Genomic DNA, 21,557 nt, shown 5'->3' on the forward strand with positions numbered 1-21,557 from the left:
CTTACCAGCCCATGTAGTGCCCGCCGTTGATGGCGAGATTGGACCCGGTGATCCAGCTGGATTCCTCGGCGGTGAGGAAGGCCACGGCATGCGCGATCTCCTCGGGTCTGCCCAGCCTGCCGACAGGTATCTGCGCCACGATCTTCGCGCGGATGTCCTCGGGCACGGCCATCACCAGGTCGGTGCCGACATAGCCCGGCGAGACGGTGTTCACGGTGATGCCGAAACGGGCGTTTTCCTGCGCGAGAGAAATGGTGAAGCCATGCACGCCCGCCTTGGCCGCCGCGTAGTTGGCCTGGCCGTACTGGCCCTTCTGCCCGTTGATCGAGCTTATCTGGACGATGCGTCCCCATTGCCGGGAGCGCATGCCTTCGATCACCGGACGGGTGACATTGAAGCAGGCGTTGAGGTTGGTGTTCACCACCTCGGTCCACTGCTGGTAATCCATCTTGTGGAAGGTGGTGTCGCGGGTGATGCCGGCATTGTTGACCAGGATTTCCACCGGCCCGGCGAGGTCTTCCACCGCGCGGATCATGGCTTCCGCCGAGACGGGGTCGGAGACGTCACCCGGCACCATCACCACGTCGATTCCGTCGCGGATCATGTCTTCGCGCCAGGCGGCGGCGCGGGCCTCGTCGCGGTAGTTGGTGGCGACCCGGTGACCCTGTCGGGCAAGGTAACGCACGATCGCCGTACCGATGCCGCCCGTGCCGCCGGTCACCAGTGCCGTGCGCTGCGTGATGCCTTGCTTCATCCTCGCCTGATTCCTGTGATGGCCCGTCATCCGGGCAAACGATTGTTATAACGTCGGGGTAGTGGTAAGGCTACTGCGGCGTAGCGCCGCAGGTTCGAATTCGTTCAGAGCCTCGCGCAGGAGGCTGGCCGGATCGGCCGCTTCGGCGGCCACGTCGACGCCTAGCCGTCCAAGCGCCCTGCGCAGCGCCGGCAGCGGATCGGCCGGGTCGACGGGTTGCGCTGCCGTCGACTTGGACAGTTTCCGTCCCTCGGCGTCGAGAACCAGGGGCAGGTGCAGGTAGCCCGGACGCGGCAGCCCGAGCAGGCATTGCAGGTGGATTTGCCGGGCCGTCGACTCGAGCAGGTCGGCGCCGCGTACCACGTGGGTCACGCCTTGTTCGCCGTCGTCGACCACACAGGCCAGCTGATAGGACCATAAGCCTTCCACGCGGCGGATCACGAAATCGCCAGCCACCTCGCGCAGGTTTTCCTCCTGGGGGCCCTGGAGGTCGTCCTGCCATCGGATCGTGAGATCGGGAGCGCGCAGCCGCCATGCCGGGGGGCGCGAGGGATCGGCCGGCGCGACGCAATGGCCGTCGCGGTGGATGCCTCCGTGGGCGGCGAGGTCGGCCCTGCTGCACCAGCAAGGGAACACGTGCCCGTCCCGGCGGAGCCTTTCGAACGCCGCTTCATACAGGCCGCCCCTGAGCGACTGGTAGACCGGTGGCTGGTCGGGCGGCAAGCCGAAGGCATCCAGGGCGGAAAGGATCGCGGCGGCCGATCCGGGAACCTCGCGTGGCGGATCGATGTCTTCGATGCGCACGAGCCATTCGCCGCCCGCGCGGCGCGCGACCAGCCAGCTGCCCACGGCGGCCACGAGCGAGCCGAAATGCAGGGCGCCGGTGGGGGAGGGTGCGAAGCGTCCGCGGTAGCGTTGGCGTGTCATCGGGAAGCGGGTTGAGAGGTTTCTCATTGGCCGTACGGCGCCGGGCGCACAGTTTAGGCGATGCCGGTGTCCGGCCGCCCGCATCGGGACGGCTTTCCGTTGGGAGCCGGGGCCTCCGGCATTGAATGTTCAGCGTTCGCCCCGAAAACTTGTACCAGGCGGCGCCATACGCCAGCCGCCATGAGAGAGACTAGCCATGTTCAAACGTATCGCTTTGTTCGTCGCGACCAACCTCGCGGTCATCGTCCTGCTCACCAGCGTCTGCCATGTACTGGGAATCGACCAGTGGGCCGCCCAGCGCGGCATGGGTATCGGCGGGCTGATCGTCTTCGCCTCCGTGTTCGGCATGGGCGGCGCCTTCGTGTCCCTAGCCATCTCCAAGTGGATGGCGAAGATGTCCACTGGCGCCAAGGTCATCACCGAGCCGCGCAACGAGTCCGAACGCTGGCTGCTCGAGACGGTGCGCCGTCACGCCGAGAAGGCCGGCATCGGCATGCCCGAGGTAGCGGTGTACGACGCCCCGGAAATGAACGCTTTCGCCACCGGCATGAGCCGTAACAAAGCCCTGGTGGCGGTGAGCACCGGATTGCTCCAGCAGATGGACCGCGAGCAGGTCTCGGCCGTGCTCGGCCATGAGATCGGCCACGTCGCCAATGGCGACATGGTCACCCTGACCCTCATCCAGGGCGTCCTCAATACCCTGGTGATCGTGCTGGCCCGCATCGTCGGCCGTGTCGTCGACAGTTGGCTGAGCGGTGGCCGCGATCGCGACGGCGAGGGCGGCATGGGCTACTTCGTGGTGGTGATGGTCCTGCAGATCGTGTTCGGCCTGTTCGCCTCGATCATCGTCATGTGGTTCTCGCGCTGGCGCGAGTTCCGGGCCGACGCGGCGGGCGCCAGCCTGGCGGGCCGTGCCTCGATGATCTCGGCCCTGCAGCGGCTGTCGGCCAACCATGGCGACACGACGCTCCCGCAGACGATCCAGGCCTTCGGCATTTCCGGGCACCTGGCCACGGGCCTCAAGCGCCTGTTCATGAGCCACCCGCCGATCGAGGAGCGGATCGCCGCGTTGCAGAACGGGCGCTGAGGCTAGCCGAATCGCCGACAGGGGCGGCTCCCACCAGAGCGGTACACCGCATCCCGGACGGAGCCGCGGCCTGCTTGGTGGGAGCCGACCCTGTCGGCGATTCAGGCGACGATCCACCCTTTTTTCGGCCCCGCCCCGCCCACATAATCCGGTGTCTGTCCCACCCTGAAGGAACGGCACCGTGAGCCAGGAAACCCGTAAGTTCGAAGCCGAAGTCGCCCAGGTCCTGCACCTGGTCACCCATTCCCTCTACTCGCACAAGGAAATTTTCCTTCGCGAGCTGATCTCCAACGCCTCCGACGCCTGCGACAAGCTGCGATTCGAAGCGCTGGCCGATCCCAGCCTCACCGATGGCGATGCCGACCTGCGCATCCAGGTCAGCTGGGATCCGGAGGCGCGAACCATCAGCGTCCGCGACAACGGCATCGGCATGAGCCGGGACGAGGTCGTCGCCAATATCGGCACGATCGCCAGCTCCGGCACCCGGCGTTACCTGGAAGCCCTTTCCGGCGAACAGAAGGCCGATGCCCGCCTGATCGGCCAGTTCGGCGTGGGCTTCTACTCCGCCTTCGTCGTGGCCGACAAGGTCACGGTGATCACGCGCCGTGCCGGCCTGCCCGCGGTCGAGGGCGTTCGCTGGGAAAGCGACGGCAAGGGCGAGTACAGCCTCGAAGACACCAACGTCACCGAGCGCGGCACCACGGTGGTGCTGCACCTGAAGGCCGACGAGGACGAGTTCCTCAAGTCCTGGACGTTGCGCAGCGCGATCACCAAGTATTCCGACCACGTGGCCTTCCCGATCCGCATGCCCGCCGAAAAGGACGGCAAGCCGGACCCGACCGAATGGACGACGATCAATTCGGCCTCCGCGTTGTGGTCCCGTCCCAAGAGCGAGATCACGGACGAGGAATACCAGAACTTCTACAAGGCGTTGGGCCACGACTTCAACGATGCCCTGGCCTGGACGCATAACCGCGTCGAGGGCAACCAGAGCTACACGACGCTGCTCTACGTGCCGGAGCAACCGCCGTTCGACCTGATGATGGGTGGCCGCGACGAGCGCAAGGGGTTGAAGCTCTACATCAAGCGCGTTTTCATCATGGACGCGGCCGAAGAGCTCCTGCCGAACTACCTCCGCTTTGTCCGCGGCGTCGTCGATGCCGACGACCTGCCGCTCAACGTGAGCCGCGAAATTCTCCAGCAGAATCGCCAACTCGAGCGGATCAAGACCGCCTGCGTGAAGCGCGTGCTCGACCTGCTCGAGAAAATTTCGCGCGACGAGCCGGAGAAGTTCGCCACGTTCCTTGCCGGCTTCGGCAACACGCTGAAGGAAGGTATCGTCGAGGACACGGCGAACCGCGAACGCATCGCCAAGCTGCTGCGCTTCGCTTCCACGAAGGGCGACGGCGCGGCGAAGACGGTTTCGTTCGACGACTACATCGGCCGCATGGCGGTGGGCCAGGACACGATCTGGTATGTCACCGCCGACAGCTACGCAGCCGCTGCCGGCAGTCCACAACTCGAAGCGCTGAAGGCCAAGGGCATCGAGGTCCTCCTGATGTCCGATCGCGTGGACGAGTGGATGCTCGGCTACCTGACGGAATACGAAGGCAAGCGCCTGCGTAACGTCGCCAAGGGCGAATTCCCGCTCGACGAAGCCGACAAGGCGAAGCAGGAAGCGGCCGCCGTCGAGGCCGCGCCGTTGCTGGAACGCACGAAGAAGCTGCTCGGCGATCGCGTGGGCGACGTGCGCGTCTCGGCGCGCCTCACCGATTCGCCGTCGTGCCTGGCACTGGCCGACTTCGACCTGGCCCCGCACCTCGCACGCCTGTTGCGCGAAGCCGGTCAGGACGTACCCGAGTCGAAGCCGGTGCTGGAACTCAATCCGGAGCATCCGCTGGTGAAGCGGCTGGCCGGCGAGGGTGACGACGCGAAGGCTGGCGATATCGCGGGATTGTTGCTCGAGCAGGCGGAGATCACGGCGGGTGCGCAGCTGGCTGATCCGGCGGCCTTCGTGCAGCGGATGAACCGGGTGTTGCTGGGCTAGTCGCAGCGAATCGCCGACAGGGTCGGCTCCCACCAGACAGCCGAGATTCCCACCAGGCCAGTCCCGGATGGCTTGGTGGGAATTCTGGATGGCTTGCCGGGAGTTGGCTCTCCATCGGTGTGGTGGAAGCCGACCTTGTCGGCGATCCCGCGGCAGCGGGCCGGGTGGTAGCAAGCCCATCGCCGCTGAAGCGGCTCCCACGGATAAGCAGGCCCCTTGAGTAAGTAGACCCCCTTAGGCAGGCGCCTTGAAGTTCAGCGGGCTCCCGCAACCGCCCCACACGAATGACAGTCCGCAGCGGCCGCTGTTATCGTCGCCGTCCATGTCCGCTCTCTTGATCCTCTTCGTCTGCCTTGCCCTCGGCATGCTGTGCCGGCGCTTCGTCGCGCTTCCCGAAGGGATCGTGCCCGGGATCAACTGGTGGGTGCTGAATATCGCGCTGCCTGCGCTGGTGCTGGCGCTCGTGCCGAAGGTGACGGTCGATGCGCAGCTATGGTTTCCGGTCGCGGGCATGTACGTGACCTTCTTCGGCGCCTGGGCCGTGTTCGCCACGCTCGGCAAGGTCTTCTCGTGGTCCCCGCACCGGGTCGGTTGCCTGACCCTCGTTTGCGGGCTCGGCAATACCTCGTTCGTGGGTTATCCGATGATGGAGGCCTTGCATGGGAAGGCGGGCCTTTCCATTGCCGTGATCGCTGACCAGTTGGGATGCTTTCCACTGTTGGCCGCCGGGGGCATCGTCGTGGCGTCGATCTATTCCGGGAGGGGTGCGAACCTTTCCACGATCGCCCGTCGCGTGCTGACCTTCCCGGCGTTTCTCGCGCTGGTGGCTGGCGTGATCGTCGGTCTGGCCGGTGGCTGGCCGGAAGCGGTGGAGAAGCTGTTGCTGCAGATCGGCCAGACGCTGACGCCCCTGGCACTGTTTTCCGTGGGCCTGCAGTTCAGCCTGCATCTGCGCCGTGAGCAGATCGGACCGTTGGTGGCAGGCCTCGGTTGGAAGCTGCTGCTGGCGCCTTTGGCCGCGTTGGGCATCGGCCTCGCCGCCGGCGTCGGAGGTCTGACGCTCACGGTCGGCGTTCTCCAGGCCGCCATGGCGCCGATGATCTCGGCGGCTATCCTGGCCGACCAGTACGGGCTGGAACCGCGCCTGGCCAATACCGTCCTCGGTGCGGGCATCCTACTGTCCCTGGTGACGATTCCGGTGGGCAATCTGTTCCTGCCGGCAGGATGAGCCTTGGTAACGCACGGGCACGGCCTTACCCTCTGCGCATGACCGATCCGACGATCTCCCCAGGTGTACGTGCCGATGTGTGGCTTTGGGCTGCGCGCTTCTTCAAGACCCGCAGCCTGGCCAAGCAGGCGATCGATGGCGGCAAGGTGGAACTCAACGACGCGACGTGCAAGCCCGCCAAGCTGGTGTACGTGGGGGACACGCTCCGGATCAACCGGGGCGAGGAACGTCTGGCTTGCGTCGTCTCGGCGCTATCGGAAAAGCGCGGACCGGCATCCGAAGCGCAGAAGCTCTACACGGAAACGGAAGAAAGTGTCGCCGAACGTGCGCGCCGGAAAGAGGATCGCCGCCTCACGGGTGGCGCCTTGCTGCGCCCCGACTCACGTCCGGACAAGCACGCGCGGCGCCTGATCCAGGACCTGAAGAAGACCCTCTGACTCTTGGCTCCGGAAAAACCGCCCCCCGAATCCCCACCCGGGCTGCTGACTCGGATAGGGAAGGGGGACGCCACGGGGCCGGAAGATGGAGAGTCATAAGGCCCCGTGAAAGCGGCCTGGAAACTATAGGTAGCGCCGCCGGCTTAGGGAATTCGTTTGTTCGAATCGAACCGATAGTGACGCCCTATGGTTCAACGCAGCATTTTTCGCAGCTTGTAGAGCTGGTCGAGCGCCTCGCGCGGCGTGAGGTCGTCCGGGTCGACCCCGCGTAGCGCTTCCTCCACCGGCGAAGGCAATGGCGGTGCGAACAATCCCATCTGCGGCGCCGCCGCAGGCGGTGTCACAACGGCGGCCGTGATTTCGTGTCCCTGTTCCAATGCCGCCAGATAGCGGCGCGCATCGGCGATCACGGATTTGGGCAACCCCGCCAGTGCGGCCACCTGCAACCCGAAACTGCGGTTCGCCGGACCGTCCTTGACGGTGTGCATGAAGACCAGCTGTTCGCCGTACTCGACGGCGTCGAGGTGGACGTTCGCGATGGTCGGGAATTCGCCCGCCAGCTCGGTGAGTTCGAAGTAGTGCGTGGCGAACAAGGTGAACGCGCAGCTGGTGGCGGCCAGATGGACGGCCGCGGCGCGCGCCAGCGAGAGGCCATCGTAGGTGCTGGTGCCGCGGCCGACTTCATCCATCAACACGAGGCTGCACTCGGTGGCGTTGTGCAGGATGTTCGCCGTCTCGCTCATTTCCACCATGAAGGTGGATTGGCCGCGCGACAGGTCGTCGCCGGCGCCGATGCGGGTGAAGATGCGATCGATCGGCCCGATCGTGGCGGCCGATGCGGGCACGTAGCTGCCCACGTGCGCGAGCAGCACGATCAACGCGTTCTGGCGCATGTAGGTGGACTTACCGCCCATGTTCGGACCGGTGATCACCAGCATGCGGCGGCTCTTGTCGAGCGCGAGGTCGTTCGGCTCGAAGGGCTCGTCGCGAACCTTCTCGACGACGGGATGGCGGCCGCGTTCGATGCGGATGCCCGGTACATCGGTCAATTCCGGTGCCGCCCAGTCCAGCGTCTCGGCGCGCTCGGCGAGGTTGGCCAGCACGTCCAGTTCGGCCATCGCCGCGGCGGCGGTTTTCAGTTCGGGCAGGTGCTCGATCAGCTTGTCGAGCAGCAATTCGTACAGTGCCCGCTCGCGCATCAGCGAGCGTTCCTTCGCGGACAGCACCTTGTCCTCGAACTGCTTCAGTTCCTCGGTGATGTAGCGCTCGGCGTTCTTCGTGGTCTGCCGGCGGGTGTAGTGCTGCGGTGCTTTCTCCGCCTGCGCCTTGGTGATTTCGATGTAATAGCCGTGGACGCGGTTGTAGCCGACCTTCAACGTCGGGATGCCGCTGGCGGCTTTCTCGCGTTCCTCCATGTCGACCAGGAACTGGTCGGCGTTGGTGGAGAGGCGGCGCAGTTCGTCCAGTTCCTCGTCGTAGCCTTCGGCGAGCACGCCGCCGTCGCGAAGCAGCACGGGCGGCTGTTCGACGATGGCACGGGCAAGCAAGGTGGCGGTTTCCGCGTGGTCGCCGATGCGTTCGACGAGGCCGTGCAACAAGGGACTGTCGATGCCGGCGATGTCGTCGCGCAGCCCGGGGGCCGCGGCGAGGCCATCGCGCAACGTGGAGAGATCGCGCGGACGCGCCGAGCGCAAGGCCACGCGCGCCAGGATGCGTTCGAGGTCGCCGATGCCGCGCAGGCGCTCGCGCAAGGTCGCGTGACGGCGTGCATCGATGAGGCTGCCGATCGCCTGGTGACGGCCACGCAACACGTGGCGGTCGCGCAGCGGACGGTTGAGCCAGCGGCGCAGCAGGCGCGCGCCCATGGGGGTCACCGTCTCGTCGAGCACGCCCAGCAAGGTGTTTTCGACGTTGCCGCTCTGGTGCGTGTTGATCTCCAGGTTGCGCCGCGTGGCGGCGTCCATGGCGATGGTCTCGCCCGCGTTCTCCACCGCCATGCCGGTGAGATGGGGCAGGGCGCTCTTCTGGGTTTCCTCGACGTAACCGAGCAGGCAGCCGGCCGCGGCGATGGCCAGGGGCATGCCGTCCACGCCGAAGCCGAGCAGGTCGCGGGTCTTGAAGAAACGGCACAACTCGCGGGTGGCCGCATCGCCGTCGAAGTGCCAAGGTTGACGCTTGCGCAGGCCCGGCAGGGATGACACGAGCTTAGGCCAGGCCACGTCCTCGCCGACCAGCGTTTCGGCGGGCTGCAGGCGAGCCAGCTCGGCGGCCAACCCTTCGGCCGACGACACTTCGGTGAGCAGGAAGCGGCCGGTGGAGAGGTCCACCCAGGCCAGCCCATAGCCCTTCGAGCCAGCGGCGATGGAAAGCAGCAGGTTGTCACGGCGCTCTTCCATCAGCGCGGCGTCGGTCACGGTGCCGGGCGTGACGATGCGCACGACTTCGCGCTTGACCGGACCCTTCGACGTGGCCGGGTCGCCGATCTGCTCGCACAGCGCCACCGACTCGCCCAGCCTCACCAGCCGCGCCAGGTAATTTTCCACGGCGTGGTAAGGCACGCCGGCCATGGGAATCGGGGCGCCGGCCGACTGGCCGCGCTGGGTCAGGGTGATGTCGAGCAACCGCGCCGCCTTGCGCGCGTCGTCGTAGAAGAGCTCGTAGAAGTCACCCATCCGGAAGAACAGGAGGATGTCCGGATGCTCGGCTTTCGCCGCGAGGTACTGGCGCATGAAGGGCGTATGCCCGGCGGCCACCGAGGTGTCTTCTGCTAGAGCCATGATTTTCCGAGGTCGATCGATGGAGGTGGGCCGATGCCGGCACGCTGGCCGTACATGATAAGCGACGTCGGGCGGGCTTGCCGGAGACGATCATCGTGCCGGGCGGAAGCCTGACGTACGCACGGATTCCCGGTGGCGGTGGCTGGTACTGTCCGTCTGGAGCTAAAACCATGAACTATAGGAGGGTCGATGTCCGGCACATTCAGGAAGATGAGGGAACGCAGTTACCTGGCCTACGCGGCAGCGCTGGGCACGACTTTGCTCATTGCGAGCCACGCGGTATTCGCGAGCGAGCGAGGCCTTGGCCCGGCATCGGCCACGGCCGTGGAGGGGCAGTGGGGCTATCGCAGTGATTGCGGTTCCGGGCATTACGTGCGGTTTTCCGCCAAACCGGCGGGCGCCGATGTCGAGGGGACGTGGTCCGACGGTACACGAGCCGGAGGCGAGTCGGGCTCGTTCAAGGGCCGACTGCGCGAGGGCAAGCTCTTCGTTCGCTTTTGCAGCGACGAGGAGACCCGGGGCGGCTTCCCGCTATGCCCGGCCTACGGTACGGGCGACGACGCGTACTTCGTGCCTGTTGGCAAGGATCTCGCCTGGTACCGGACGTGGGGCTCGCCCGCCGACGGCAAGTTCGAAAAATACGTGGAATTGCATCGCACGGTCCACGGCGAAAAGGTGCCGCTGGATACCCGTTGTCCGGCCGGTTCGAACTGACGACGTCCCTGAAGGGGATGGAACATGCCTGGATTGACTGACAACGAAGCCCGCGCACTGGCTTACTTTGTAATTGGCGTGACGGTCAATTCCAGCACGGAGTGGCAGCAAAACGCCGCGTAAGTTCCCTGGCAGGCTACACCGCAGCAGGCACAGCAATCACAGCCCCAACCGGAACAGCCGGGCATGCATCGCTGATGGGATGTGAGAAGCCGCCCCTTGCAGGGCGGCTTCTCCGGTTTTACGCCCGCAACGGACCTTGTTGCTGGCTTTGCACCTGTACTTCGGCGTGCTGTTGCGCCTGAGCCTGAGTCTGGTTGTGTGGCATGGCTTCCACGCTGCTCTGCGCCAGCGGTGTCCGCGCGGCCTGGAGCACGTCGATTTCGGCGACCTGCTTGAACGGCGACTTTGCATCGCCCTGCATGGCGTAGGCCCTGCTGGCATCGTCGCTGAGCGCCACGTGGTCGATCCGTTGCATGCCGTTCGTCACGGCGGCGGCCGTGAGCGAGCCCGCGATCATGCTCGTATGCGGACCCGACGCCCGCCCATGCTGTGCATCGAGACGCTGGACGCCGTCGAGCGCCTGACGGTACATGCCATTCGATGGGTGGCTGGCATCGTCGAGCGAAGGAACGCCGGCGTGTTGGCGATTGGCATCGAGGGCGCGCAAGGTCTTCGGGCCCGCAATGCCGTCGGCTTCCAGGCCATGAGCGCGCTGGAAAGCCTGTAAGGCCTCCTTGGTCTGCGGCCCGAAGTCCGCGTCGGCGGCAGGTGGCCGACCATTCGACGCGACATAGCCCTGATCGCTCAGCTGGCGCTGTAGCGCTTCGACCGCCGGTCCATTCGCCCCCGCACGTAGCGATGCGTTTTCCTGCGTGGCGTGCTGGGCGGTTTTGCCGGTGTCCGGTGCGGTGGACGGGGTATTTTGCCGTTGCGGCGTCTGTTCCAGCGCTTTCAGCGTCGCGGGGCCTACCACGCCGTCAGGCTTCAAGTGGTGGTCGGTCTGGAAGCGCTCGATCGCGAGGCGGGTTTCCTTGCCGGCATGGCCGTCGACCTTCAGCGGCTGGCCCGCCGAATCGGTGTAACCGTGGGCATTGAGCAGCGTCTGCACGTGCTCCGCCTTTTCCTTGCTCATGCCGTGCGATGCCTTCGCGGTAGGCATCGCTTCGGGGCCACCCGGCTTGTAACCCTTCTCGATGGCGTTCTGCCATGCCTCGGCCGCGTTCCTGCGTTCGCCGAGACCATTGTGGCCACCGTTGATGTCCTTGCATGCGGCGTCCACATCGGTCTGGTGACCGTTGGCCTGAACGCGGTCCTTCCAGTACTGGATGGCGATCCTTGCAGCCACCTCCTTGTCTTCCGCAAGCTCGGGATGCTTGACGAGATCGAGTCCCAGTTCCTTGCCCATCTTCTCGTAGCCGGCGCGGCCGGTGAGCTGGACATAGCCGCGACCATGGAAGGTCCAGCCGTCTCCCGGCTCGGTATTGCCGAGATTCTTCTTGCCCCAGGCGCCGCCGTAGATTTCGTTGGCGATGGCCTCGGGGCCGCCCGCGGCGATCTTGTTGGCCTCGGCGAGCGTATTCATCCCGTTGCGGCCGGGGAATACCTCGAGGAGACGGCTACCGGAATAACCGAGGCCTTCGGTCATGCGGGAATATCCTCCCGACTCGACCTGCATCTGGCCCATGAAATTGCTTAGTTCCTTGGGGTCTGTAATACCCGCCTTCATGGCGGCGTCCATCAGATAGTCGGCGTTTTCTTTCGCGGACATGGTGTAACTCCTGGCTAATGAAAGGAGGGATTCGACGAGCGGTCAGCGCGTGGGAATCCCGTTTTTCTCGATCGCGGGGTCGCTCTTCCATTTGAGCGTCGCGTCGATGAGTGCGTCTTCATCCGTGTCGGTGACCTTGCCGGCCTGGCAGGTGCTCTGCTTCACCGGCTTGGCCTGGCCATCCTTCAAGACCACCAACCCGCCGTCCTGCAGGTTGTTGGAGCCCGACACGGAGTAGACGACATACTTGAAACCGGCATTCGTGAAGGCATAGGCATAACCCCCGGTGTTGCCAGCGAAGGTCAGATGCGTGCGCGTGAACTCGCCCTCTCTACCCATGGCCGGATAAGTCATCTCGGGTTTCGCCGCGTCACGGCCATAGGCGTAGTAGAAGCGTCCGTCACCGTGAGCCACGTCACCCGCGGCACACATGGAGACGGTCTTGGTGCTACCGGCGAGGGGACAGGAAAACACGACCTGGTCGGACTTGCCGCACATGGTGGCCGGTGCGGTGGTTGCCAAGGCGGTAGCCGGAAGGATGGCGGTTGCAGCGATCGCTAATAGTGCTTTTGCGGCAGGATTCATGAGACGACTCTGTTCAGGGAAAGAAAAACAACAGTTGCATGTGTCTGTGGTCTTGTCAGATGGAGAGCGGTTCGATCTTCGCCTTTTCCATCAACCGCGACGTGAAGTATTTGTCCTGGTAATAGCGAATTTTTTCGCACATCACCGGATGTGGGATGCCTTCATAGAGGAACACTTCCTTCTCGGTGCCCATGGCTTTCAATTCCTGTGGAAGCATGAGCGCACGCTTCTCCTCGGAATGGCTCTTCGACACGTCACCCTTCTTGCTCTTGGTGATGTTCTCGCGGCGCACCGTCGTATAGCCGAGCATGTCGGAGTAGTCGTTGGCGTCCTGCTGTTCGCGCGGGGCGTAGACGATCTGCAACGCATGGTTCGTGATGACCGTGCGTGAGACATCCTTGCCGTAGGTGGCGTCGAGTTGGGCCATGCTCTGGATGATGGGCAGAAGGCGGATGTTGTAGCCCGCCATGTACGACACCGCCGAGGCGATGATTTCCACCCTGCCGATGGAGGTGAACTCGTCCATGAGCAACAGGCACTGGTGCTTCAGGGCAGGGTCGTTCTGCGGCAACACCTTGGTGTTGAGGTTGATCAGCTGGCTGAAGAACAGGTTCACGATCAGCTTGCTCTCGGCCAGCTTGTTCGGCTGGATGCCGATATAGATCGTCATCTTCTTCTTGCGCACATCGGTGAGCAGGAAATCGTCCTCGCTGGTGGCCGCGTCCAGCACGGGGTTGATCCAGGCGTTCAACGGTTCTTTGAAGGTGCCGAGGATGGAGGCGAAGGTTTCGTTGGCTTGCGAGAGCAGGTTGGCGAAGGCCGATTGGGCGTTGGCGCTCAGGAAGGGTTCCTTCGAGAGCCGCGTATACAGTTCGCGCAGGTCGGTGCCGTCGCCCGACGACAGGCGATAGATCATGCCCAGGGTGGGCTTGCTGCGCACGATCGCTGGCCGGCCCTTCTTCTCGTCGTCCTCCCATTTCTCGCAGAGGTATAGCGAGAACGCCATGAAGGCGTTGCGCGCCTGGCTCACCCAGAACTTCTGGTCGTCGGACACGTCGGGGTAGAGCATCGAGGCGATGCTCATAAGGTCCGACACGCGGAACGCGGGGTCCTTGGAGACATAGCTCAATGGATTCCAGCGGTGCGTGCGACGGTCTTCGGCGAACGGGTTGAACAGGTAGATTTCCTGTCCCTGCGATTTGCGCCAGCCACTGGTCAGGTCGAAGTTCTCCTGCTTGATGTCCAGCACCACCACCGATTCCTGGTAGTCGAGCAGGTTCGGGATCACCACGCCGACGCCTTTGCCTGAACGGGTGGGAGCGGCGAGGATCACGAACTGCTGGCCTGGGAGGCGGACCAGGTCGCCCTTGAACTTGCCCACGAGGATGCCGTTCGGGGCGGGGGAGAGCATGTTTTGCTTGCGCAGGTCGGAGGCGGTGGCGAAGCGGGCGTCGCCGTGCATGGCCTGCTTCTTTGGCTTCATCAGGAAATAAAGCACCACGAGCCACGCGATCAGCGGCAAGAGGATGCCGATGATGCCCGCCGTCTCGATCTTCCAGACATAGGGCTGTACCTGGGGAAGATTCAGCGCCCTGATATAGCTCCAGTACGTGTTCCACTTGACGTGCTCGTCCTTCAAGCCGAGGAAGAGCAGCGTCAGGTATCCCGAGAGAAAATTTCCTACGGCGATGGCAGCAAGGCCGAGACCTGCCGCCAGGTAGGCAAATGGCTTACTCATTAAGTGAATCCTGCAAACGCGTGTTGGCTATGGGACGACAATTAATGTGGATGTGGACTGTTTGACCCGTCGCCTGCACCTTGCCAGCTGCCAGCTTGCATCGCCTTCGGACAAACCCTCTGGTATTGAGATAGCGAGTCCCGGTCTTCAAAGGTCCACGAGCGTCCATCCGGATTCGGCTCGTCGCACACGCCCGTGTACATGTACGTGCCGCTCCCTGGATCCAGGGGGAACCAACATTTGTCCAATCCCTTGAGGCCTTCCGTGCAGAAGAGGAAGGGGTCGTTGTCCCTATAGCGGATAAACTCGTAGAAACCCGAGTCCTGTGCCAAGACCATCGGGCTGTAGATCAGTGCCAATACAATCATCCGTATCTTCATGACGCACCTTTTGCTTATGTCACACATTGAATGCCACTGCGGCGATGGGATCTTCTTTCTCTTTATCCGAGGTGGTCTACAAGGGCGGATGGGCTTGAGTCTTTGCCTGCTGTTCCTGCGACATTGACTGCGTCGAAGCACGTATCTGCTGATCCGATGCTTGTTGCCACTGCTGCGTGCTCTGTTCGACGGGAGTGCCCACGGCGCGTTGCGTGTCCACCTCCGCCACTTGCTTGAAGGGTGAATTGGCGTCCCCTTGCACCGCATAGGTCCGGCTGGCGTCCGCGTTCAGGGTGACGTGATCGATCCGCTGCATGCCTCCCTGTTGGGCCGCCGCGGTCAGCGACGCGGCGAGCCGTGTGCTTTGCTCGTCGGGTTGGCGCTGAAGCCGGCTATCGAGCCGCTGGACACCTTCACGAGCCTGTTGGAACAAGCCGTGGCCCGGGTGCTCGGGATGATCGAGCCGCTGTGGCGCGGGCTTCTCGTCGTTGAACCAGGAGCCGGGGTGGGTGAGGGTATTCCAGGCATTGGATGCGCCCTCGCTGATCACGTGGCCAGCCGCGTGGAGGTCTTTCGACACTTCGTCGCGTACCCGGCCCGCCACCTCCGCCACTTCGTGCGCCGCATGACTCACGGCATGACCGGCCGCGGTCAAGCCTTCGTCGATTTTATCGTGCAGGTAGTCGACGCCTTCGCCGATGGCTTTGGGTATCTCCCACGAGGCCGACAATCCCTTGCGGATATCCATGACATCGTTGCGATAACGATCGACCATGCCCTCGTGGGCTCGATAGCGGGCCTGGCTTTCGGCATCGATGATCGAGTGTCCCAGCAGCTTGCTTTCCGGCACGAAATTATCGATCGCGTGGGCGTCGAAATCGGTGGCCTTGATCGGATTGCGCGGCGAGAGAATCCCGCTGTCATCGCGATAGCCCGCCTGTGACAAGGTATCGATATCCTTCTGCGCAGCGTAGATCCGGACTTCGCCGAAGTGTTCGCTGGCGGCACTTACCAGATCACCGGCTCGCACGTGGTCGATGACCTGGTTCCCGCCGGCGGGAACGCCTTGCAGCAGCCCGGCGGCTCCGTAGGCGTTGAACGTCTCGCCTTTCAAGCCATAGCGCGACGCCGCGATCTCGGCGAGCGTGCCGCCGAGGGAATGCCCCGTCACCGTGATATCGGGTGGGGCGGTCCCCTGATCGACGGCGTCTTGCCTCGTCTCCGCGATGACCCGCTCGGTGAAAGCCATGGCATCGTGCGTCTGGAGGTTTACTCCAGTCAGAACCATGCCCGCGTCCACCCCGCCATCATGAACGGGCTCGCGATCGAATTCGGTGCCGCGAAACGCGATGACGACCTGGCTCGGCTTGACGTCTTCGCGTATGTACGCTTGGGCCTGGAATCCCGTCGCCGGGTTGTTCTCAGCAGCGGCGACGCGATAGGTGACGCCGTCCAGGATGACCTTCTGGTTGACAGGCGTATCGTGATAGACGTTCTGCGAAAGCAGGGCATAGTCCGTCGACCGCGGGCTCATTGGAGCTTCTCCACGGCCTTCAAGGTGATGGAGAAGATCGCGCCGGCATCATTGAAGTCCGACTTGCTTGGGGAGCCTATGTCGATACGCGAACGCGATGCCCTTTCGTAGGAACGCTCCGAGAAATACCGGACCACGCTTTTCTGGCCAAGGATGTCATCGTGATAAATAGCCGGACTGAAGTTCACCTCGCCATGGTGGAAGTCGGCGGAAGCGCCGACGACCGACCAGTGGCAGACTCCGAGGCCAAAGTAGTCCTCATCCTGGATCTGATCGACATAGATCACGGCCTTGAACGTATTTTCGCCGTCTCGCTCGAAGACGACCGGAAGCCGCTTCTGGGGCTCCACGGTGGCGCCCGTGACAGGAGTCAACGGAACACAGGCCCCGTTGAACACCTTGTAGTCCACGGACCCTTCGATTCGTTCGAAGGCTCCGGGAGCATCGGTAACCGTGGCCGTGATCTCGTAACGCATGCGAGGATTCGGATTGAGCTTGATGTCGGGCTGTTTCATGGAGGCACCATAGGCATGAGGAATCAGGGACAGGAGGAGAACGACGGCTCCACTGCGTAGTGGTTGACGTATCGTCATACTCATGGCCCCGGCATCGGTTGCGCCTGCTGTTGTTGCGCCTGCTGTTGCGCAGGAGCCTGGTGTGCCACGTGCTGCAAGGCCTGGCTGCTTTGCTCGATCGACGTGTTCATGGCCCGCTGCGTTTCCACCTCGGCGACCTGCTTGAACGGCGAACCGGGCTCACCCTGCATGGCATACGCCCGGCTGGCATCGGCGTTGAGGGCGACGTGGTCGATGCGTTGCAGGCCTTCCTGGCGTGCGGCGACCGTGAGCGACGCCGCAAGGCGATCGCTGCGCTCGTCCGGTGCGCGTTCATGCTGCGCGTCCAGCCGGTGAACGCCTTCCCGTGCCTGCCGGTAGATCTCGTGGTCCGGATGGGATGGCGTATCGAGTCGCGGTGCCCCGTGGGCCTGCTGATGCTGGAGTGCTTCCGCGGTGCGCGGACCGACCACGCCGTCGGGCTTCAGTCCGTGGGCGCGCTGGAAATTCTCGACAGCTTCCTTCGTGTGCCCGCCGAAATGGCTGTCGGTCGACAGGCGATGTCCCTGGGCGTCGCGGATGCCGAGGGCGTTCAGGCGTTCCTGTAACGCGTGGACGTCAGGCCCCCTGGTGCCCTCGCGCATAACCGTGTGGCTACCGTCGTGGGAATGGCCGGCGGGCGCGGCGTGGGCGCCCTCGGGCTGGACCTGCCGGTCGCGCCAGAACGTTTCCGGATTGACCGGGTGGCCTTGCGCGTCCTTCATCTGGTAATGGACGTGTTGGGCATATTGGCCCGCGCCGTCGGGGCCGCGACCGCCCATGCGTCCGATTTCATCGCCCACCTGGATGTGCTGCCCGACTTTCACGGACTGGGACTGCGTATGCAGGAGCTCGTGGCTGTTGCCCTCGGCATCGCGAATCTTGATCGTGCCGTACTGACCACCGACGAAGGTGACCTCGCCGGCGATCGGCGAGTGGATGGAGGGATGGGTCAGGTTGATGCCCGACTGTCCGCCTTCGTAGTTGAAGTCGGATCCACCGTGAGGGCCCTTGGCGCGATGTTCGCCATAGTGCCCGGTGATGTGCGCCGCACGATCGCCCTGTTGCGGCAGGATGACATTCATGACGTCCTGGTATGGCATGGGTCTCTCCTCCCGTTTAGAGCGAATCGTCTTTGACGCGGTAAAGGCGCCAGCAGCCGTCCTTCCGGAAGAAGAACGACATCTGGTAGTCGGTGTCCGGCTTGGCCAGTTTGATCGTGACTTCCGTCGGGCCGGTTGCGGTCCGCGTGATCGTGAGGCCATCTTTCGCCTGGTCCGCCTGGCTAGGCATCACGGGGAACTTGACCTCGGCTTTTCCCAGCATTTTCGATACGGGCTTGGGTTCGGGATCGGCGTTGGGATCGACCGAGTCGCTTTGCAGTGGGTCGGTTACATAGGCCTTTTGCAGGGACACGTCGTTCTGGAAGAGGGGCAGGAAGGCATCGAAATCGTCCGCCGGGCAGCGGGACGCATGGGTGCCAGCAGTCGATGCGGCGGCGGACGCCTGTGACGGAGGAGGCGCCTTGTCGCACGCGGCCAGCAGGAGGGCGAAGGCCAGGGAAGGAAGAAGAAGCTTGCGCATCGCGGGTCCTTTCAAAGCGGTGATGGGGATGGCGGCGTGTGCTGGCTCGCCTGCTGGGCCTGGCGCTGCTCGTGCTCGGTCTGTGCCGCCTGCCGGGCGAGTGCCTGGGCGCTCTGTTCGACGGGCGTCGCGATCGCCTGCTGGGTGGCCACCTCGACTACCTGCTTGTGCGGGGAGTGGACGTCTCCCTGCACCGCGTAGGTACGCGCGGCATCCTCGCTGAGCGCCACATGGTCGATGCGATTCATGCCTTGGTGGCGTGCCGCTACCGTAAGCGCGGCCGCAAGGTTCTCACTGCGCTGGTCGGGTTCGCGCCGATGCTCGGTATCGAGACGATGCACGGCGTCACGCGCTTGACGGAACAACGCATGATCCGGATGCGACGTGTGGTTCAGTGCCGGCGCCGGATGGGACGGCTGCCCCGGTCCATGCGGATGGTGATGGTGGTGACGGTGACGTCGTCCCGCCTCGATCAGGTCTTGCGCGTGTTCGATAGCGTCGATCGTGTCTCGTCCCACGATGCCGTCCACCTTTATGCCGGCATCGCGCTGAAAAGCCTTGACGGCTACCTTCGTCGACGGGCCATAGTCGCCATCGACTTTCAGGGGGCGGCCCACTGCGTCCTTGTATCCCAGGCTGGATAGGTTGGCCTGCAGGCGACGCACGTCGTCGCCGTCCGAGCCTTCCTTGAGCGGTGCCGATGTGCCGTGATGGACACGAGCCGGCGTACCGGACGCCGGCGTCGGCGCGTCAGCGTGGCTTTTGGCCAATCGTTCCATGACTTCGGGCGTCAGCCTTCTTTCCCAGGCCACGAACCGTTCCTGTCGATCGTCCAGGCCGTTGTATCTGCCATTGATGGCGCGTGTTGCCGCCTTGACGTCCTCGCGTGCGGTTTCGGGAACGCGGTTCTGCCAGTACCACACGGCGATCCGCGCTGCGTTCGTCGGCTCGGCTGCCAGTTCGGGGTGCTTTACCAGGTCCAGGTCCAGTGCATCGCCCGCCGCCCGATAGTTGTCCTTGCCGGTGAGCTGCATGTAGCCACGCCCCCGGTAGAGATAGCCCTCGCCAGGGCGCTCATTACCGTTGCGACCGCCGTACATCAGCTCCGCCAGCTTCTCCGGACGACCCTGGAGTGCACCGATGCGAGCCGTTTCGAGTACGTCGGGCCCTTCGCGCCACGCCGACTGCACCGGTATCTGCGAGATGTTGCGCGTGTAGCGGAAGCCTTCTTCTAGCCGGTTCAGCCCGTTCGACTCATGCGAGACCTGGGCCATGAAGTTGGCCAGTTCCCGTGGTCGCGTGATGCCCGCCGCGGCCGCCGCGGCAAGCAGTTGTGTTTCACGATCAATCGCCATGTGTAGCTCCTGTTTGACTACCACGTTCGGCGGGGCTTCCTGCTTGCCATGTACCCGCTCGTCCCGGCGGTTCGATACCACTCGATATCAGGGCAACTCCACCTCCGGCAATTTCGCCGGGTCAAAGTCTCCGAAGGCGATCTTGCCGACATCCTTTGCCGGAAGGTCGAGCTGCTTCTGCTGCCCGGTGTCCGTGTCCTCCACGCGGCGCAGGGCGCCGGTGAGGAACCAATCGTTGCGATCGGGCGCGTAGGCGAAGGTGAATTCATCCGACCAGTGCTCGCGACCGCCACCGCCAATGACGACGGTGAAGTGTCCCCGCTCGATACGTGTATATCCGTACGGGTCGCCGGATAAGCCGCCACAGCTGGAACAAGGAACGACGCGGGCGTTCGATGCGACCTTATGTAGCCGTCCGTGATCGTCGCGCACCAGCAACACCACTTCTCGTGCCGGCCCTTCGCCGAGCTTCGGCGCACCAGCAACGGGCGGATCCAGGACAAGCACCACGCCTTCCGACCCATCGCCCCTGATATCGCCGACCCGTGATTCGAGGATCGTCCTGCCGCCGGTCGCGAATGGTTTCAGGTCATCCATCTTGCTTCCTTTGTCCTGAGTGGCGGACGTCGAGGCGGCGCGAGGCGCTTGCATGGCATGGCTAGCGGCTTCCGCAAGCGTCAGCGGAAGGAGGGCGAACAGGGTGGCGGCGAGATAGTGCTTCATCGGGCATTACATCCGCATGCCCGGAGGCGATGGCTGTGCCTGCGGGTTCGAGGGCTGCAGGTCGAGCGTCTGCTGGATAGCCTGGGATCGATTCGCTCGCTCCACCGGCAGGAGTGCTTCGGCGCTACTTCGGGCGAGCGGTGTCTGGATGGCCTGCATGACGTCCACCTCGGCGTGGAGCTTGAAAGGCGAACGGGCCTCGCCCTGTATGGCATAGGCCCGGCTTGCATCATCGTTGAGCGCGACGTGGTCGATGCGATGCATGCCCGTGCTCACGGCGGCGGAGGTCAGCGAGCCGGCGAGGTTCTCGGAATGAGGGCCGGGTACACGCCCATGCCGCTCATCCAACTGCTGCACGCCGGCGCGCGCCTGTTGGTAGATCTCATGGGCAGGATGACGCGCGTTGTCCAGCAGCGGGGCGCCGGACAGCCGTGCATCCGCCGCCATGCGTTGCGCGGTGTGCAGGGCGTCGAGCGTTCGTGTGCCGACGACGCCATCCACGCGGAGGCCGTGCGTCCTTTGGAACGATTCGACGGCGGCACTCGTTTGCGAACCAAAATGGTTATCCGCGATCAGCGGCCGGCCGTTCGAACCGGCATAGCCAAGAGTGCGAAGTTGGTTCTGCATATCTCCAACCGCCTCACCGCGAGCACCGGCGCGCAGCGCAGCCGGGTGATCGGGCAGGTGAGGCGCTGTCGCGGCGGCCTGGGCGGGTGATCGCTGCAAGCGTTCGGCGAGTTGTTCGGGGGTTTGCGGGGGCATGGATTCGACGATACCGGGTTTCCAGCCTTCGGCTTTGCTGAGGCCGTCGGCAAGTGCATCGAGTTCTTGGGACGTCATGTCATCAACGATCTTGTTGCGCAAATCGAGGCCGCGGGCCTCGGCCGTGGTGTGAATCGTTCCGATCTGACCCGAATGATGCGTTTCACCGCTGTAGTCCGCGGTGGAGTAGATCTTTACCAGCTCTTCTACGGTCTTGTCCTTGAACCTATCGGTGAGGAGGCTTTGCTGCGCTTTCCGCCCAGCCTCATAGCTTTCGAAAATGGCATTTCCCCATTGGTCAAGATCGACCACTCCATCGAATTTATCCTTTGCGGTTTCCAGCGCGCGTTCACGTGTACGCGTAGCGCGAGACGTCGTGTCCGCACTACCAGAAAACTCGAACTTCAGATTGCCAGGATTGTTATTCCGCCAGGCAACGGTCCCTCCAGAAGCCTTTAGCCAAGTGCCATCCTCTAGTTCATATATACGAGTGGTACCTTGTGTGGCCGCGAGGCGAGAAACGTTCTTGGTGGATACGACGTCCATGGAACCCTCCTTGTA

General features: G+C 64.0%; 18 protein-coding genes. 5 read left to right on the forward strand and 13 right to left on the reverse strand.

The genetic code is table 11. From position 1 onward, the window contains the following. Position 1: 1 nt before the first annotated feature. Positions 2 to 742 (reverse strand): acetoacetyl-CoA reductase, encoded by a 741-nt coding sequence (phbB, locus tag J2T07_RS12465; protein WP_306850686.1) that lies wholly within the window; start codon positions 740 to 742, stop codon positions 2 to 4. Positions 743 to 799: 57 nt separating this feature from the next. After that, entirely contained in the window at positions 800 to 1,681 is an 882-nt protein-coding gene (gluQRS, locus tag J2T07_RS12470) for a tRNA glutamyl-Q(34) synthetase GluQRS (protein ID WP_306850393.1), read from the reverse strand. Between the two features lie 196 nt (positions 1,682 to 1,877). On the opposite strand from gluQRS, the gene htpX reads away from it, so the two are divergent. The 4 genes from htpX to J2T07_RS12490 all read left to right on the forward strand — a co-directional run bounded on the left by htpX (position 1,878) and on the right by J2T07_RS12490 (position 6,480). Next, the gene (gene htpX, locus J2T07_RS12475) at positions 1,878 to 2,768 is read left to right on the forward strand and encodes a protease HtpX (RefSeq protein ID WP_306850394.1); all 891 of its coding nucleotides are present in this window, start codon (positions 1,878 to 1,880) and stop codon (positions 2,766 to 2,768) included. A 181-nt stretch (positions 2,769 to 2,949) separates the two neighbouring features. After that, positions 2,950 to 4,815, forward strand: a complete 1,866-nt coding sequence (gene htpG, locus J2T07_RS12480; RefSeq protein WP_306850396.1) for a molecular chaperone HtpG — start codon at positions 2,950 to 2,952, stop codon at positions 4,813 to 4,815. A gap of 322 nt (positions 4,816 to 5,137) precedes the next feature. Continuing rightward, on the forward strand, positions 5,138 to 6,043 hold the full coding sequence (locus tag J2T07_RS12485; protein ID WP_306850398.1) for an AEC family transporter: 906 nt from the start codon (positions 5,138 to 5,140) through the stop codon (positions 6,041 to 6,043). Positions 6,044 to 6,081: 38 nt separating this feature from the next. Then, positions 6,082 to 6,480, forward strand: coding sequence for an RNA-binding S4 domain-containing protein (locus tag J2T07_RS12490; RefSeq protein ID WP_306850400.1), 399 nt, complete (start codon positions 6,082 to 6,084; stop codon positions 6,478 to 6,480). A 191-nt stretch (positions 6,481 to 6,671) separates the two neighbouring features. On the opposite strand, the gene mutS is transcribed toward J2T07_RS12490, so the two are convergent. Continuing rightward, positions 6,672 to 9,257: a DNA mismatch repair protein MutS gene (gene mutS / locus J2T07_RS12495; protein ID WP_306850402.1), complete on the reverse strand. Its 2,586-nt coding sequence runs from the start codon at positions 9,255 to 9,257 to the stop codon at positions 6,672 to 6,674. A gap of 189 nt (positions 9,258 to 9,446) precedes the next feature. Here mutS and J2T07_RS12500 point away from each other — a divergent pair, with 189 nt between their 5' ends. Then, positions 9,447 to 9,971, forward strand: coding sequence for a hypothetical protein (locus J2T07_RS12500; protein ID WP_306850404.1), 525 nt, complete (start codon positions 9,447 to 9,449; stop codon positions 9,969 to 9,971). A gap of 241 nt (positions 9,972 to 10,212) precedes the next feature. On the opposite strand, the gene J2T07_RS12505 is transcribed toward J2T07_RS12500, so the two are convergent. The 10 genes from J2T07_RS12505 to J2T07_RS12550 form a co-directional block, all read right to left on the reverse strand. Further along, entirely contained in the window at positions 10,213 to 11,742 is a 1,530-nt protein-coding gene (locus J2T07_RS12505) for a peptidoglycan-binding protein (protein ID WP_306850406.1), read from the reverse strand. Positions 11,743 to 11,784: 42 nt separating this feature from the next. Next, entirely contained in the window at positions 11,785 to 12,327 is a 543-nt protein-coding gene (locus tag J2T07_RS12510; protein WP_306850408.1) for a hypothetical protein, read from the reverse strand. Between the two features lie 55 nt (positions 12,328 to 12,382). Next, positions 12,383 to 14,065: a type IV secretory system conjugative DNA transfer family protein gene (locus tag J2T07_RS12515; RefSeq protein WP_306850410.1), complete on the reverse strand. Its 1,683-nt coding sequence runs from the start codon at positions 14,063 to 14,065 to the stop codon at positions 12,383 to 12,385. Positions 14,066 to 14,521: 456 nt separating this feature from the next. Then, a complete protein-coding gene (locus J2T07_RS12520; RefSeq protein ID WP_306850412.1) occupies positions 14,522 to 15,979 on the reverse strand; it encodes an XVIPCD domain-containing protein in 1,458 nt (485 codons plus the stop codon). Then, on the reverse strand, positions 15,976 to 16,494 hold the full coding sequence (locus J2T07_RS12525; protein WP_306850414.1) for a hypothetical protein: 519 nt from the start codon (positions 16,492 to 16,494) through the stop codon (positions 15,976 to 15,978). Before J2T07_RS12525 ends, J2T07_RS12520 begins: the two co-directional genes overlap by 4 nt. Before the next feature lie 80 nt (positions 16,495 to 16,574). After that, a complete protein-coding gene (locus tag J2T07_RS12530) occupies positions 16,575 to 17,675 on the reverse strand; it encodes an XVIPCD domain-containing protein (protein ID WP_306850416.1) in 1,101 nt (366 codons plus the stop codon). A 16-nt stretch (positions 17,676 to 17,691) separates the two neighbouring features. Further along, on the reverse strand, positions 17,692 to 18,156 hold the full coding sequence (locus tag J2T07_RS12535; protein ID WP_306850418.1) for a hypothetical protein: 465 nt from the start codon (positions 18,154 to 18,156) through the stop codon (positions 17,692 to 17,694). Positions 18,157 to 18,167: 11 nt separating this feature from the next. Then, the gene (locus J2T07_RS12540) at positions 18,168 to 19,511 is read right to left on the reverse strand and encodes an XVIPCD domain-containing protein (protein WP_306850420.1); all 1,344 of its coding nucleotides are present in this window, start codon (positions 19,509 to 19,511) and stop codon (positions 18,168 to 18,170) included. 87 nt (positions 19,512 to 19,598) lie between these two features. Beyond that, entirely contained in the window at positions 19,599 to 20,234 is a 636-nt protein-coding gene (locus J2T07_RS12545) for a hypothetical protein (protein WP_306850422.1), read from the reverse strand. A 6-nt stretch (positions 20,235 to 20,240) separates the two neighbouring features. Continuing rightward, the gene (locus tag J2T07_RS12550; protein WP_306850425.1) at positions 20,241 to 21,542 is read right to left on the reverse strand and encodes a peptidoglycan-binding domain-containing protein; all 1,302 of its coding nucleotides are present in this window, start codon (positions 21,540 to 21,542) and stop codon (positions 20,241 to 20,243) included. Between the last annotated feature and the right edge of the window lie 15 nt (positions 21,543 to 21,557).

The sequence above is a fragment of the Luteibacter jiangsuensis genome, assembly GCF_030812295.1.
Classification (GTDB): Bacteria; Pseudomonadota; Gammaproteobacteria; order Xanthomonadales; family Rhodanobacteraceae; genus Luteibacter; species Luteibacter jiangsuensis_A.

Excerpts from the sequence above, each read along its gene's own strand:
- gluQRS (WP_306850393.1), bottom strand. The coding sequence starts at position 1,681 with ATGACACGCCAACGCTACCGCGGACGCTTCGCACCCTCCCCCACCGGC.
- htpX (WP_306850394.1), top strand. The coding sequence starts at position 1,878 with ATGTTCAAACGTATCGCTTTGTTCGTCGCGACCAACCTCGCGGTCATC.
- J2T07_RS12485 (WP_306850398.1), top strand. The coding sequence starts at position 5,138 with ATGTCCGCTCTCTTGATCCTCTTCGTCTGCCTTGCCCTCGGCATGCTG.
- J2T07_RS12490 (WP_306850400.1), top strand. The coding sequence starts at position 6,082 with ATGACCGATCCGACGATCTCCCCAGGTGTACGTGCCGATGTGTGGCTT.
- mutS (WP_306850402.1), bottom strand. The coding sequence starts at position 9,257 with ATGGCTCTAGCAGAAGACACCTCGGTGGCCGCCGGGCATACGCCCTTC.
- J2T07_RS12500 (WP_306850404.1), top strand. The coding sequence starts at position 9,447 with ATGTCCGGCACATTCAGGAAGATGAGGGAACGCAGTTACCTGGCCTAC.
- J2T07_RS12505 (WP_306850406.1), bottom strand. The coding sequence starts at position 11,742 with ATGTCCGCGAAAGAAAACGCCGACTATCTGATGGACGCCGCCATGAAG.
- J2T07_RS12510 (WP_306850408.1), bottom strand. The coding sequence starts at position 12,327 with ATGAATCCTGCCGCAAAAGCACTATTAGCGATCGCTGCAACCGCCATC.
- J2T07_RS12515 (WP_306850410.1), bottom strand. The coding sequence starts at position 14,065 with ATGAGTAAGCCATTTGCCTACCTGGCGGCAGGTCTCGGCCTTGCTGCC.
- J2T07_RS12520 (WP_306850412.1), bottom strand. The coding sequence starts at position 15,979 with ATGAGCCCGCGGTCGACGGACTATGCCCTGCTTTCGCAGAACGTCTAT.
- J2T07_RS12525 (WP_306850414.1), bottom strand. The coding sequence starts at position 16,494 with ATGAAACAGCCCGACATCAAGCTCAATCCGAATCCTCGCATGCGTTAC.
- J2T07_RS12530 (WP_306850416.1), bottom strand. The coding sequence starts at position 17,675 with ATGCCATACCAGGACGTCATGAATGTCATCCTGCCGCAACAGGGCGAT.
- J2T07_RS12535 (WP_306850418.1), bottom strand. The coding sequence starts at position 18,156 with ATGCGCAAGCTTCTTCTTCCTTCCCTGGCCTTCGCCCTCCTGCTGGCC.
- J2T07_RS12540 (WP_306850420.1), bottom strand. The coding sequence starts at position 19,511 with ATGGCGATTGATCGTGAAACACAACTGCTTGCCGCGGCGGCCGCGGCG.
- J2T07_RS12545 (WP_306850422.1), bottom strand. The coding sequence starts at position 20,234 with ATGAAGCACTATCTCGCCGCCACCCTGTTCGCCCTCCTTCCGCTGACG.
- J2T07_RS12550 (WP_306850425.1), bottom strand. The coding sequence starts at position 21,542 with ATGGACGTCGTATCCACCAAGAACGTTTCTCGCCTCGCGGCCACACAA.